The organism is Paenibacillus motobuensis (genome assembly GCF_039521865.1).
In the GTDB taxonomy this organism is placed as follows: domain Bacteria; phylum Bacillota; class Bacilli; order Paenibacillales; family Paenibacillaceae; genus Fontibacillus; species Fontibacillus motobuensis.
Genome location: NZ_BAAACX010000009.1, coordinates 39,879 through 52,948, shown reverse-complemented (window position 1 = coordinate 52,948; position 13,070 = coordinate 39,879). Strand labels below are relative to the sequence as shown.

Below are 13,070 nucleotides of genomic sequence, written 5' to 3'. Positions count from 1 at the left end.
ATCACCCTCCTATTAAAGTCATTAGATTTTGCATGATATTAAGCCCGTCCATCCCGCAAAGGAACGCTACAGCAACTTCCTTTGCGCCAGTCGCGTCTACCCACGATAGAAATGTTTGCATGTCAGGAACTTTACGATCTTTCTCGAATTTGCTAATGCAACTCTGCGATCTGTGTAGGCGTTCAGCCATTTCCTCTTGACTTAATCCTGCTCGTTCCCGACAAGCTTGCATGATTGCACCAAATTTCAATTTCATTTCACCTCCCGTTTATTCCAGATTGGAATAGGAAGATGGAGTTACTAGCAGTAATATGTAGTTAAGAGTTTTACTCCACCCCTTATCCCCTCATCCGCCGGCCGCTGGTACCGATCCGGCGGGTTTCTTCTATCCTTTTAAGCTCAGCCCTTGCATCCCTCATCAACCGCCTGTGCTCCAATTGAGAGATTGATTCCGGATTGACCGCATATTTCGGGAGTGAAACCTTCAAAGCTGCCTCTATCTCCATTCCTTTTACATGGCTCCGGATAACAACAGCATAGATGCAAGCTGATCGTGATGTTTGCTTCAGCCAACGGAATCGCATCGCTATGCAACACCTTTCTTTAATCGTGATTTTTCACCTGCATTTTCTCGTACCCAGTCTGTATGTTCATCAATCCAAATCATCAATGAGTTTGTTGGTACTCTAGGGCGACCAAAATCACGGATCACAGGGAAATCTTTTCGATTGAGTAATTCTGTCGCCTTCGTGCCCTTAATATCAAATAGGTCCATCAATTGAGCTTTAGTAAGCACTGGTGGCAGGGAATTTTTAAAAGCGTGACGTTCGATTGCTTTATCAACTGCATCAGCAACTACCGTATTGATCATCTTCTGCAGTAACTCGACATCGAAATCCATTTTAAAAATATTGGTAGACATTAGATAGCCTCCCTTATTTAAATTTCACAAGAACATAACGGCTACGGCTTGGCTCGTGGTTAATGTAATTGATCACCCAGCCATCTTGCAGTAGCTGATTTGCTTCCTTAGGATCTCGTGTCTCGTGAATCTCTTTAATGTCCTGCAAGTTGTGTTCCAATTAGATGACCTCCTTCCGTGTTGCACCTCCTAATATCTGCTAAAATGGGATTGTCTAGATCACATTGCAGAAAGGAGAGATAGAGTTTGAAAAAGATTGGATTAAATCATGAAATTCTGAGCCAGATTGGTATGAGTGAGTTTTATACAGATCATTTAAATCGCCTTGATTCGACTTCTGAAATAGGACAATCAAACAATTTTAGTGCTGAATGGAATGAACTTGCCTTTGAAGCAATCATTAAATCTGTTGCAGTAATGATCGAACAGAACAACAACGAGCTTCTAAAGCAGCTAAAATCCGCTGGCGTGCTTCCGGATCAGTGATCCTCATTTCAACACGACGTTTACGAGTTTCAAGCAACTGCAGTTGTTCTTCAAGAATTGCCGCCGTTCCCGCGGCGGCTTCTCCCTTAAGATTCAAACCGCATATTCTGCAATAGTTGTCCATCTCACTTATCTCGCTGTTACTACAGCGTGGGCACTTGCTCAACTACCCCACCTCCTTTCGTTCGGATGACAAAGCACTTTCAGCATTCAACTTTTCGTGGATTTTTTCTTCAAAAAAAATTGCAATCGGTACTCCTAAAGCCTTCGCTATCAACTCCAGTTCATTTGCAGAAATTGTTCTTTTTCCATTCTCTTTCATATTATAATTAGAGATCGTCAACCCCGTTTCAGTTGCTACAAAAGTTTGTGTGATTCCCTTTGATTGACGAACAACTCTAATTCTTTCAAACAGTTCCATTCTGTATCACCTCAATTCCACGTAAAGTTGATTGGTTGTTTTCATTATAATTCCACGTATAGTGTAAGTCAACTATTAATTTAACTTTTTGTGGATTATGTTTAACGGAACGTGAAATGTTGTTATGATTTAACGTAAGAAGATAAACAAGGCGGTATGTATTTATGAGTTTAGGGAGTCGTTTAAAAAAGGAACGAGAAAAAAGAGGTTGGTCTCAGATGTACGTTGCTGAAAGATTAGGGATAACCAATACCGTACTCTCTAATTATGAACGTGACTACCGAGACCCCGACACTGGTATGTTATCGAAACTTGCTGATCTTTATGATGTTGACGCAGATTATTTATTAGGACGAACTGACAAACCTCGTTTTTCAGGTCGAACAATTGATTTTGATGAAAAAGAACAGGCAGAATTCGAAGCCTTTATTAACAATCCTGAATACGGGATCTTTTTTAAAGATTACCTAAACGCTCCGGAAGAACGTCGTGAAGAAATGCGGAAAATATGGAGTATCTTGAGAGAGAAAGAGAAGGATCGTAAGCCCGGGGATCGTCAGGGGGAATAACTTTGGAGAAAAAATGGATTCCTATAGAAGTAGACGAACTTCCGTCTACTGATGATTTTATGGATCGATTAAATAAATGGACGAAAGATCCTGAGAGTGACCCTGAATTAGAAGAGTGGTATAAGTATGGAGCTCCAGAAGGATTATCATTTCAGATCAAGAAGCCTGAACAATGGGAATTAGATCATGAAATTTACTTCCCTATGTACGATGAAGCTCAACGACTTGAGATGAATGAACATGAGGAAAAAGCTTTAAGTATTTACTTGGAGATTCATGAAAAGTTTATTCCTCGAGGAACAGCTTACTATGACCATCTGCTATGGATACTTGAAAAACGCGGACAATTTGATAAGGCAATAGAAATTTGTGAAAAAGCGATAGATGCTATTTCACGAAAATTATTCAACGCAGATGTCGAGCCATACAATCGGGATATAACTAGATTAAAAACAAAAAAGATACAATGTAAGGACTTCCCTTCATATGAGTCTTTTGTATTTAGTAAAATCATTGAGTTAGTTAAGGAAAATCCAAATATTAATGTAACCACCCTTCAAAGTAAGTTGGATAACAATGATGTCTATGGCGGACGAAGTTATATCGATAAAGCAGTAGAACAAAATCTCATAACTAGAGAAAAACGAGGACGTTCTTTAATACACAATTTACCTTAAATAAATCAGACAATAAGGAATACGGTGAATGCTAAAATGAGCAAATCAATAAAAATTCTGTTCCCTTTCATCATTGCTTTTCTTGTGTTTTTTGTTATTAAGAACTGGGATCCTATAGCTAGTAATAATTCTGAAGAAACTAAAAACTTTTCTAACGATTATTTTTCAGTCGACTACCCTCGAACGTGGAAACTGTCTAAAGAAGGGAATAACATCTCTATAATTAACTCAAAAAGCATATCAGGATATAAAGAAAATGTAGTCGTACAAATTCAAGAGTCCAATTTTGGTAAAGCACCTGAAGCTGATAAGCTTTCAGACGCTTTGGTGAAAAATATGTCATCATATGACGATCCATACATGAGTGACTTTAAGATGATTACTTCAAAGATTGTCACTCATCAGAATTATGAAAGTGCTAAAGTCATTGCCAAATTCACTGCTCGAAAAGCAAACCTAGATATTATTTCCTATTATCTATTGGTACCTGTCGGTAGAAACGTGTTTACATTATCTTACGCAACTCCATACAGTGATAGTGATAATAGCAATAGTGATGTGTTATTCGAAGAGTTACTAAGAACTTTTGAAATAAAATAACATTACAAAAAGAATATCTCATTGTATTAATCGAGCCGGTAACGGCTTTTATTTTCACATCAAAACCGAACATACATTCCCCTACCGGAGGTTATCACCATGGTCAAACATTATCGAATGACTATTTTGGAAGAATTTATAGAGCATACGTATGTAAGTGCCGGCATTACTTCCCCCGATCAGATCAACATTGATGAGCTATCTACGCGGTTAAATGTATGGGTCCATTATGCAGAGGTCGGCAGTCGAGCCCTGGAAGCAGTCAGCGGCATGTACAGCATGTTTATCGACAACCGGTTGCCACAAGATCAACAGCGTCTGGATTTCCTCCATGAGCTCTGTCACCTTCTCAGGCATGCCGGTAATCAAATGACGATGCCTGAATCGTATACCCAAATGCAGGAGCTCGAAGCCGAACAGTTTGTTTTATATGCAGCAATGCCAGCGTCAATGGTGTTCGAGCTGACCCCAATCATGCCCACTATGGCGGATGCGATACCATGCCTGGTGGAAGTATTCGACGTTCCTCCTGAACTTGCAGTCAAGCGCATAGAGCAAATTAAACGACGAATACTAGACGGTTACCGTCAGAGCAAACGGTGCGAGCTAAAGAACCGTATCCATGAGCCTGCTTGGTCATGCGAAACTAAAAGAATCCTGCAGCAACTCGATAGCCAGTTGATTGCGAAGGGCTTACCTCGTTATCAGGATCATGGTCTGTTATAAAGGAGGATTTTAATCATGGCCAGCTATACTAAGGTACCAGCCAAAAATAAGCAAGGCTATAAATATGTTTGCGTCATTGATGGTCCATCTGACCCTATTACGGGTAAAAGGAAGCAGATCTCTCGGCGTGGTAATACACAGAAGGAAGCCTTAAAAAGGGCGGAAGCTGCACTAGACGAACTTATAAATCAAGAGGAATCTGAAGAAATTATAGCCCCTCCTACTTTCGAAGAGGTCGCAAATGACTGGCATGCTACTTTTTCAAAACGAAAAATCAAGCCTGCCACTAAGAAAAAGCGTCTAGACGATATCAATTTGCTGCTTCGTTTTTTCACAAATGTTATGATTAATCAAATTACGCATAAGATGTATCAGGACATGCTTAATAAGCTAGACGACGACGATTATGCGCTTAATACCATGAAAGGTCTCCATGTTACGGCCAATATGATCTTTGAATATGCAATTAAACATAAATTTAGAGAGGATAATCCTTGTAAAGATGCGGTGATACCTGAACGAATACCTACGGTTGCAGAAATAGAGAGTAATCCTATTGAAGAGAAGTATCTGGAAAGATCTGAGTTAACAGAGTTTCTCGGGACTGTCTTAAAACATGGTTTGCCACTAGATTTAGAACGTTTCTATCTTTTAGCTTTTAGCGGTATGCGCCCAGGAGAGCTTTGCGCTCTGAAAGTCAACGATTTTAACTTCGATACTAATGAGGTCCGTATATCAAAGACTCTCTATAATGAAACTGGTAAAATGACCGAATATGAAGTGGTTACACCTAAAACAAAAGGTTCTATAAGGAGCGTCAGCGTTGATAAATCGGTCATGATAATGATCAAATCATTAATAGATCGTCGCCAAGTGATCATGACTCTAAATAAAAAAATAGATCCGAATTGGCATGACGAGGGTTTTGTATTCTGCCGTGATAACGGATATCCATTTATAACTAACGCTATTGTGGACCGGATGAAGAGGATATTGAAAAAGACGGGCATTAAGAAGAATGCTACCCCTCATATCTTGCGTCACACTCATGTCAGTATGCTTGCCGAAGCAGGAGTAGATCTTAAGACTGTTATGCAACGGGTTGGACACGAAGATCCGAATACAACACTTAAGATTTACACTCACGTTACTAACAAAATGAAGAAGAACGCTGATGAGAAGATAAAAATTCATTTTGCAGATATTCTGAGTTTTAAATTCAGTAATCAAGAATACGGATCTGATCATTCTGCCGAGAATGTGATTTTTTCGTGATTTTATTTCAAGGCCCTTCCCTCTTGAACTCTATATACACTAGGATTTCGGGGGTTTTGAGGAATAATCTATATTATGTATAACATAATATAGCAATAATTTTCACTTGCAATTATTACCAACTGACTTTGCCTAGACTTTGACGTAAAAAAAGTTGGCTCTACTACCAACTTTTCTTACGTCAAAATTGAACTTAATGCGCTGTTTTAGTCGATTTTCTGCTTAGGAATCCGTACAGAATGTTTAGGATTGGCGCCACAATACAGAAGATAGCGAACGGTAGATACTCAAGCGTAGATACGCCGAGTGTACCCGTGATAAATACTCCACTGACTCCCCAAGGAATCAGAGCGTTCACAGCCGCTCCGCCGTTGGCCAGTATTCTTGACATTTCTTTGCGGTTCAATTGGATCGCATCGTATTGTGATTTGAATGCTTCACCTGGTAAAATAATCGACAAATATTGCTCGCCGAGCAGCAGATTGACCCCCATCGAGCTTAAGCCCGTCATAAGAATCAGTTTTCCTTTAGTGCTTACGAATGAGGTTATGCGCGAGATGATCGTCTTGATGATATTCATTTCGACGAGCAGTCCACCTAGAGCAAGCGCCAAGAGAATCAAGGATACAGACCACATCATACTCTGAATCCCGCCGCGTGTAAGCAGATTGTCCACGCTCTCAACACCTGTATTAGCTACATACCCATTTTGCATCAGCGCGGAAATATCCGATAAGCTGATATGCGGGTGATAAATGTAGATCACACCGATCGTAAACAGAATGCTTAACAGTAGTGTCGGAATAGCGGGTACCTTCCGCCATGCACATAAGAAGAGCACAAGAACAGGAATTAACGTTACGACAGAAATAGGGAATGAAGTGCTTAGTGTATTTACAAGTTCATTGACTTCCTGTCCGGTTGTCAATACCTTGGCATGTCCCGTGACTGCGAAGAAGATTAAGGAGATGAGGAATGCCGGGATGACAACACGCATCATATAACGGATATGATCGAATAAATCAACCTCAGCAATGGCCGATGCCAGGTTGGTTGTATCGGATAATGGAGAGATATTATTGCCCAAGAAGGCACCTGAAATGATAGCACCAGTCGTGATTGCAGGATGGTAGCCCATAATTTGCCCCATGCCGAAGAATGCGATGCCGACGGTTGAGATCGTTGTAAATGAGCTGCCTACCGTAATCCCTACGACCGCACAAATGACAAATACGGAAGGCAAAAAATATTTAGCGGATAAAATTTTAAAACCATATATCATAATGGTCTGAATTGTACCTGCTGAAATCCAGACACTTATTAATGCGCCAATTAACATAAAGATAAGTATAGGTATCAAACCTGGAGAAATTCCGTTCTGGATTCCCTTATGAATCCGATCCCAGGAAGCCCCTTTAATTTTAGCAAATACGATAATAACACCCAGTGAGACTAAGATTGGAATTTGTGGATCCATTCCTAAGCCGATAATACAAGCTCCAATAATAGCTAACAATACGACTAAAAGAAATAGGCTTTCTTTTAGAGACACCTCTTTGTTCATAAGCTGAACTCCTTATCATGTATTAAACACCTGTTGAATTGGGTGATCATTTATGGATTGATCTTAGAGTGGACAAAAGGAGTCTTTGCTATTCAATGCGCCCTTCTGCCTTGTTGTATGCGCCATGCCAGACAGGACCTACGAAGCGGTTAAAAGCAAATCCGCTTTGAATAGCCGCTGTTGTGAATTGTTTGGCCTTGGAGACTGCATCCTTGACGCTCATTCCTTTAGCTAATCCGGCAGCGATAGCAGCCGCAAAGGTACAGCCTGCACCATGATTATGATTCGTGTCGAGCTTATTCGCCTCATATAAAGTAAATTCATTGCCGTCATACAGCAGATCGACCGCCTTCTCAGCTTCAAGGGACTTACCACCTTTAATAACGACGTTCTTGACACCACGCTCATAAATTCGACGTGCAGCTTCCTTCATATCGTCGATCGTTCTTACCTTAGATATTCCAGCAAGTTGACCTGCTTCGAACAGATTTGGTGTTGTAATTGTAGCCCGTGGCAGCAGAAGCTCGCGAATCGCTTGTCCATTCTCTGGTTGAACGACCTCATCCTCACCTTTGCAGACCATGACCGGATCGATAACGATATTTGTGATATCATGCTCATCAATCACTTTGCTTAGCATTTCAATAATTTCAACGGAGCCAAGCATTCCGGTCTTCATCGCATCCAGCTTGCCGCCAGCCATTACAGTCTTAATTTGCTTGAGAACCAGCTCGGAATCAATAGGCTGAACTTCATGATGCCAATGATTATCGGGATCCATGGTAACTATTGAGGTAATACTGCAGAATCCGAAGGTCCCATATTCCTGAAATGTTTTTAGATCGGCTTCAAGACCAGCACCACCACTGGAATCTGAGCCTGCAACTGTCAGCACTTTTCTAATGTTGGACATTCAAAGCACCCCTTATATTGGATAAATGAGGAATGCGTAACAACCGCACTTGGGTGTTACGCATTTCCTTATTTATGGAAGATTAGTTCATTTCGTACATGTAGATTTTTTCAAGCTTTTGTTGCATAGCTTTCTCAATCTTGGCTGCATATTCTTCAAATGTCTCAGCATCATGAGCATATGGAGACAATGCACAAGCTCGAAGGATTGTTACTTTACCAGCGCGATCCCATTCTTGGTTAGTAAAGCCTAGGCTCTTCACGAATTCCAATGGGCTGTTGCCATAGTCAGGAATAGCAAAGTCAGTATGAGAAGTGATGAACTCATTGCTGTACAAACCGCCTTTAACGTAAGAAGCATAGTCAAAGAAGTCATGGTTCAATTTGTTCATTTTAACCAAATCGGTATTTCCTTCTTCGTTGAATACGTAGTCGACCATGTTGAAGTCTGGCTTCGTCAATGGATGAAGAACGATGGTCTTGTCGCCAACTGTAAATTTCTTGTTCTTCAAGAAGTTATAGAAGCGATAAGCACCCTCGATACTAGCGCCCATCAGTTTACCGTAGCCTGTTACGTTCAACGGCAATACCTTGTGAGCTGTCCATACAGCAGCTGCAGTTGCGCCAGCCTTGGAACCTTCAAGGATATAAGCACCAAGCAATGCAGGAATATCTGCGCCTTTTTCAAATACATAAGTTGCGAAGTAAGAAATCGACTCACGCATACGAATGTCACGAATCGCAATCGCACCCGCAGAGTAAGGAATATAACCCATCTTGTGAGGGTCAATGGTAACTGATTCTACTTGGCTGATGGCTTTGAATGAATTGTAGATATCTTCAGTAAGCCATTCGTCCTTCAACTTCATATCTGTAAAGATGTTGTGTTTCTTGAATACTTCATCGATTTTGTTGTATTCAATGAATTCATCATTCTCATCAAGGAAGATGGCACGTGCATAACCGCCATATGCAGCATCGACGTGAATATAATAATAGATGCCTTCTTTAGCGAGTTTTTCACGAAGTTCAACAATTTTATCGATATGGTCAATTTGGCCTTCTTCTGTACTTCCGACAACTCCGACAACCCCAAGAACCGGAATATTTTGTTCAGCCAATTCACGAATGCGTTTTTCCAGTTTTACGATGTCCATGCGATATTCACTGTCAACATCAATGGCTTCAACTTGATCCAAGCCGATACCGATAATGTCGCCAGCTTTCAACCAGGAATAGTGTTTCGTTTGTGGAATGAGCCATTTACCAAGTTTCTGCAAGTTTTTACCAGAACGAGCAGACTTAGCTTTAATTTCATCCATTTTGTCAGCCAGTTTCTCTGTAAGCTCCATGATTTCATCCGTTGACATATTCAGCAATTCCCATTCGGATTTGCCTTCAACAGCCTCAGGTACAACTTCTTTAATGGCCAATGGAAGAGACTTGATATTACGTGCATACCAGAGGCCTTCCAAGTTGGCAATCGAACCGTCGGCAGCAATGTGGCCCCAGCTCTCGCCTGCTTTGTAGCTCATCAGTTTAGCAATTTCATGACCTACTTCTTCTTCCATTTGCGATGTACCTGGAGAAGATTCATAAGCCACGTTATTACCGTTCCAGAGCATTGCTGCTGTATAAGCGATAATCGATGGCATCAAGGTTTCGGAGTTCATGTGGCCCCAGAAACGACCTGCAGTGTGCCAAGGCAGCGATTCGGAGCGAAGCTTCGAAGACAATACATTGAATACGCTGCGCATATGATCGGCAGTATCTTGGAAGCTCTTAGAACTTTTATCGAAAGGAGTGATCACTGGCAAGTCTTGAGGCATATAATTTTGGCGCCAGCCCACATGCTCGTCAACCATTTTCAATAGGATTTCCTTAAATAAATCGACGTTCTCGCCTTTATCACCAAGGAACAATGCTTTGAGGTTAATATCAGGAATTGAATAGTTCATGTTGAGTACCTCCATATTATGAAATTTATAAAAAAGGATTAATGAGTGCGTCTTAGCTGTGATTAATCACTTTTTTTCCAGCTAGGTTTCTTGAATTTATATATGATCAGGGCAACGCCAACCATCACTACAGTCGCAACGACTTGGTAAATGACGTATCCCGTGGAGAAACTCGCAGGCAGAATGGATGGTGGAATCAAGCTGACAATGATCGTAATTACAACACTGAGCATTGACAACAGCGATACGAACCACATCATACCGTTGCCTTTGCCAAGACGGAACGGTCTATTCATATCCGGCGCTTTATAACGCAAGCGAACTGCTGAAATCGCGATCAAGGCGTATACGATACAATACAGAATCGTCGTTGTAATTGTGATAACCAGGAACGCACTGTTAACGTCAGGAACGACGATGTACATGACCGATACTAAGGAAATTACGATCGCTTGAAGCAATACGAATGTAATTGGAATACCTTTGCTGTTTCTCTTCTGGAAGAATGGCGGCAAATTGCCGTCTTCTGCTACTTTAATCATCGATTTACTTGGTCCAAGCACCCATGCACTAAGCTGTACAAGGACACCGATTAAGATCATCGCGGAGATAATGTTAACGAAAATAGATGGAATACCCAGGTCTGCACAGAAAATCATATATGGCTGAGTAATATTAGAGAGCTCCATTTTCCCCATTGGAACACCGTTCGCAACAGTCAAACCGGCAATCAAGTTGAAGATAACCAGCAAGATTACGGAAGCAATAACTGCAATTGGATAGTTGCGCTTCGGATTCTCGATATTATTCGCATGCACTGAGGAGATTTCAACCCCGGCAAAGATGAAGATAATACCGGACAGATAAGCCAGGCTACCTAGATCGCTAAGATTAGGCAACAGATCGCCAGCCTTAAAGTTAGCCAAGTAACCCGCTGGATTAATTCCGTTCTTGAACATATAAGCAAGACCAAGCACGACGAGAACTACAAATGGAATATATACGCCGATGATCGAACCCCAGTTACCGGCGATCTTAACCATATCGAACTTCAAGTTCAGGAGTGTAACACCCCAGTAAGAAATCAAAATAACTGCAAAGATGAAGAAGTTATTTGAAGATAAATGAGGTACATTAATTACATATCCGAACAGTACCCCTACTGTTGAAGCAACCATAACCATACCGAAGAACATTTGAACCCATAGGAGCCATGAGGTAACAAATCCCCATTTCTCACCTATTGCTTTTTTAACCCAGACTTGCGGTCCGCCCTCTTCTTGAAATCCTGTGGACAGTTCAGCCGACATCAAAGCGATTGGAAGTGCAAATAATACTGCTGCAACGAGCATGTAGAAAATTTGTGTCCAACCGGTGATAGCGAGCGTCGGTACACTACGTACAGTACCGAAGAAGGCCATCGTGATACCAATCAACCCGAATAAGGTTAATTTTTTTGAATTGGCCATAAAGTCTCCCTTCTTTCTCTCTAGTCTAGCTTCTTAATTCATCCAAATATGAATAATTGATGTATTACAAATAAATGGATGAATCATGAAGTTGTGGTGCAAGGAAAATTTATGAATTCGTTAATCGATTAACTTTCCTCGTCAATATACGCCTAAATTTTTGTTGTGTCAATTCGGTTCAAAGCCTTGTCACATAAGATAATTTTGATAATTTCCAGAATCTTATTAACATTCACTTTAAAGGTTTTACTATTTCATCGCAAAGTGCTTTAAACCATTTTCGCTTTCATGGGTTAAAGCACTTTCAGGCAAAAGTAATGTATAACAATTCTATTTTACGTATAAATATCAATTCCTATATTGGAGAATCATTCATGCTCCAGACACTACGGTTTATAGGCAGCACTCTCCTTTTCATTTGAAGAAATCGGCAATGAATGATGGTTGGCTGTTGGCTTTGCTTATCGTTATGATGGCTTCGGCTAATGAAACTTATGACTGCACATTACCCCAAGTTGAGGAATATAGTGGTCAAATCCTGTGGGGAGTTTATAAAAAGGAATACTTATGCGATATGGGGAATAGCTAATCATCTTCTCGAGCCTTACAACCTGGTTTACAGAAGAAGTAATATCCATCAATGTTTCTAGTATTTTGAATTTCGGTGAAATCTCAAGCGTTAATTCGACTGGAAAAATAAAACAAAATAAACCGATTTTCAGCTGTTAAAACAGTGAAAATCGGTTTATTTTTTTGCAAAAAATGCATTGTATTTGTGATGGAAATCATAGATTTGATAACTGTTTAAGGGATGGATTTGCATCTTCTCTTAATCCTGGATGCCAATCAAGAATAAATTCAAAAGCATTGTTGGCAAATGCATCATTTATATTATAATCTTGTAAGTTATAGACGAATTTTGGTTGTAAGAGATCGACTTGCTCTTTTAACAATCTACTATATCCGATCATTCTTCTAGAGGTAATTGGATCATCTAGTCTCGCTGGCGCTTTATCCGATTCATTATGTAAGAGGATCAGCCCGTTCTCCATCTTATCCGTAATGGATTGCTGATCACTCTTATTATTTAATACATTTACATTTAACGATAGATTATAGTCTGGATTCATATCTAGTGCTCTACGCCAATAGGATGACCATTCACTTAACTTAATATAATAACGCCCTTGAAAATAGCTTCTGATCGTCGGCATCAGGATATGAATAACCGGATGCAGTTGTTCTTCTTCCTTTATAATGTCTAGCATTCGGAAGTAACCAAGACTTGCTTGCTTCACTTTCTTATATTTAAATAATCGATTCAATCCAAGCAGCATTTGATCTAATACTTCATTAATATGCTCTTCGGTTACGTGACGGATGCCTAAATCGATAATCTGCCAATTGACTTGTCTGGTTCGATTCACTTCCGATATCAAACGATGATTAATAAATGCAAGCTCCAGTGTTTTTTTCCACGATCCAAGCATT

Annotated in this window: 15 protein-coding genes; 6 read left to right on the top strand and 9 right to left on the bottom strand. The window is 40.3% G+C overall.

The window, feature by feature from the left end:
- Nucleotide 1 precedes the first annotated feature (1 nt).
- The 3 genes from ABD014_RS10775 to ABD014_RS10765 form a co-directional block, all read right to left on the bottom strand.
- Nucleotides 2-256 carry a helix-turn-helix domain-containing protein gene (locus tag ABD014_RS10775; RefSeq protein WP_343860806.1) on the bottom strand — a complete coding sequence of 85 codons (255 nt, stop codon included), beginning with the start codon at nt 254-256 and terminating at the stop codon, nt 2-4.
- Between the two features lie 330 nt (nt 257-586).
- The gene (locus tag ABD014_RS10770) at nt 587-922 is read right to left on the bottom strand and encodes a DNA-binding protein (RefSeq protein ID WP_343860804.1); all 336 of its coding nucleotides are present in this window, start codon (nt 920-922) and stop codon (nt 587-589) included.
- 13 nt (nt 923-935) lie between these two features.
- A complete protein-coding gene (locus tag ABD014_RS10765; RefSeq protein WP_343860802.1) occupies nt 936-1,082 on the bottom strand; it encodes a hypothetical protein in 147 nt (48 codons plus the stop codon).
- Between the two features lie 86 nt (nt 1,083-1,168).
- On the opposite strand from ABD014_RS10765, the gene ABD014_RS10760 reads away from it, so the two are divergent.
- Complete coding sequence (locus tag ABD014_RS10760; protein WP_343860800.1) at nt 1,169-1,408, top strand: hypothetical protein; 240 nt, start codon at nt 1,169-1,171, stop codon at nt 1,406-1,408.
- 166 nt (nt 1,409-1,574) lie between these two features.
- Here ABD014_RS10760 and ABD014_RS10755 read toward each other — a convergent pair whose 3' ends face one another.
- Nucleotides 1,575-1,829: a helix-turn-helix domain-containing protein gene (locus tag ABD014_RS10755; protein ID WP_343860798.1), complete on the bottom strand. Its 255-nt coding sequence runs from the start codon at nt 1,827-1,829 to the stop codon at nt 1,575-1,577.
- 164 nt (nt 1,830-1,993) lie between these two features.
- Here ABD014_RS10755 and ABD014_RS10750 point away from each other — a divergent pair, with 164 nt between their 5' ends.
- From ABD014_RS10750 to ABD014_RS10730, 5 genes are all read left to right on the top strand, one after another.
- Nucleotides 1,994-2,398 carry a helix-turn-helix domain-containing protein gene (locus ABD014_RS10750; RefSeq protein ID WP_343860796.1) on the top strand — a complete coding sequence of 135 codons (405 nt, stop codon included), beginning with the start codon at nt 1,994-1,996 and terminating at the stop codon, nt 2,396-2,398.
- Between the two features lie 2 nt (nt 2,399-2,400).
- Nucleotides 2,401-3,075 carry a hypothetical protein gene (locus ABD014_RS10745; protein WP_343860794.1) on the top strand — a complete coding sequence of 225 codons (675 nt, stop codon included), beginning with the start codon at nt 2,401-2,403 and terminating at the stop codon, nt 3,073-3,075.
- Nucleotides 3,076-3,111: 36 nt separating this feature from the next.
- Nucleotides 3,112-3,675, top strand: coding sequence for a hypothetical protein (locus ABD014_RS10740; RefSeq protein WP_343860792.1), 564 nt, complete (start codon nt 3,112-3,114; stop codon nt 3,673-3,675).
- A gap of 99 nt (nt 3,676-3,774) precedes the next feature.
- Entirely contained in the window at nt 3,775-4,401 is a 627-nt protein-coding gene (locus ABD014_RS10735) for an ImmA/IrrE family metallo-endopeptidase (RefSeq protein ID WP_343860790.1), read from the top strand.
- 15 nt (nt 4,402-4,416) lie between these two features.
- Nucleotides 4,417-5,676: a tyrosine-type recombinase/integrase gene (locus ABD014_RS10730; RefSeq protein WP_343860787.1), complete on the top strand. Its 1,260-nt coding sequence runs from the start codon at nt 4,417-4,419 to the stop codon at nt 5,674-5,676.
- Nucleotides 5,677-5,869: 193 nt separating this feature from the next.
- Here the strand turns inward: ABD014_RS10730 and nhaC are convergent, their stop codons facing one another.
- From nhaC to ABD014_RS10705, 5 genes are all read right to left on the bottom strand, one after another.
- A complete protein-coding gene (nhaC, locus tag ABD014_RS10725) occupies nt 5,870-7,240 on the bottom strand; it encodes a Na+/H+ antiporter NhaC (protein WP_343860785.1) in 1,371 nt (456 codons plus the stop codon).
- An 88-nt stretch (nt 7,241-7,328) separates the two neighbouring features.
- Complete coding sequence (gene pdxK / locus ABD014_RS10720; protein WP_343860782.1) at nt 7,329-8,153, bottom strand: pyridoxine/pyridoxal/pyridoxamine kinase; 825 nt, start codon at nt 8,151-8,153, stop codon at nt 7,329-7,331.
- An 82-nt stretch (nt 8,154-8,235) separates the two neighbouring features.
- Nucleotides 8,236-10,110: a tyrosine decarboxylase gene (tdc, locus tag ABD014_RS10715; protein WP_343860780.1), complete on the bottom strand. Its 1,875-nt coding sequence runs from the start codon at nt 10,108-10,110 to the stop codon at nt 8,236-8,238.
- Between the two features lie 62 nt (nt 10,111-10,172).
- A complete protein-coding gene (tyrP, locus tag ABD014_RS10710; protein ID WP_343860778.1) occupies nt 10,173-11,579 on the bottom strand; it encodes a tyrosine-tyramine antiporter in 1,407 nt (468 codons plus the stop codon).
- Between the two features lie 785 nt (nt 11,580-12,364).
- A complete protein-coding gene (locus ABD014_RS10705) occupies nt 12,365-13,069 on the bottom strand; it encodes a protein rep (RefSeq protein WP_343860776.1) in 705 nt (234 codons plus the stop codon).
- Between the last annotated feature and the right edge of the window lies 1 nt (nt 13,070).

Excerpts from the sequence above, each read along its gene's own strand:
- ABD014_RS10775 (WP_343860806.1), bottom strand. The coding sequence starts at position 256 with ATGAAATTGAAATTTGGTGCAATCATGCAAGCTTGTCGGGAACGAGCA.
- ABD014_RS10770 (WP_343860804.1), bottom strand. The coding sequence starts at position 922 with ATGTCTACCAATATTTTTAAAATGGATTTCGATGTCGAGTTACTGCAG.
- ABD014_RS10755 (WP_343860798.1), bottom strand. The coding sequence starts at position 1,829 with ATGGAACTGTTTGAAAGAATTAGAGTTGTTCGTCAATCAAAGGGAATC.
- ABD014_RS10750 (WP_343860796.1), top strand. The coding sequence starts at position 1,994 with ATGAGTTTAGGGAGTCGTTTAAAAAAGGAACGAGAAAAAAGAGGTTGG.
- ABD014_RS10740 (WP_343860792.1), top strand. The coding sequence starts at position 3,112 with ATGAGCAAATCAATAAAAATTCTGTTCCCTTTCATCATTGCTTTTCTT.
- ABD014_RS10735 (WP_343860790.1), top strand. The coding sequence starts at position 3,775 with ATGGTCAAACATTATCGAATGACTATTTTGGAAGAATTTATAGAGCAT.
- ABD014_RS10730 (WP_343860787.1), top strand. The coding sequence starts at position 4,417 with ATGGCCAGCTATACTAAGGTACCAGCCAAAAATAAGCAAGGCTATAAA.
- nhaC (WP_343860785.1), bottom strand. The coding sequence starts at position 7,240 with ATGAACAAAGAGGTGTCTCTAAAAGAAAGCCTATTTCTTTTAGTCGTA.
- pdxK (WP_343860782.1), bottom strand. The coding sequence starts at position 8,153 with ATGTCCAACATTAGAAAAGTGCTGACAGTTGCAGGCTCAGATTCCAGT.
- tdc (WP_343860780.1), bottom strand. The coding sequence starts at position 10,110 with ATGAACTATTCAATTCCTGATATTAACCTCAAAGCATTGTTCCTTGGT.
- tyrP (WP_343860778.1), bottom strand. The coding sequence starts at position 11,579 with ATGGCCAATTCAAAAAAATTAACCTTATTCGGGTTGATTGGTATCACG.
- ABD014_RS10705 (WP_343860776.1), bottom strand. The coding sequence starts at position 13,069 with ATGCTTGGATCGTGGAAAAAAACACTGGAGCTTGCATTTATTAATCAT.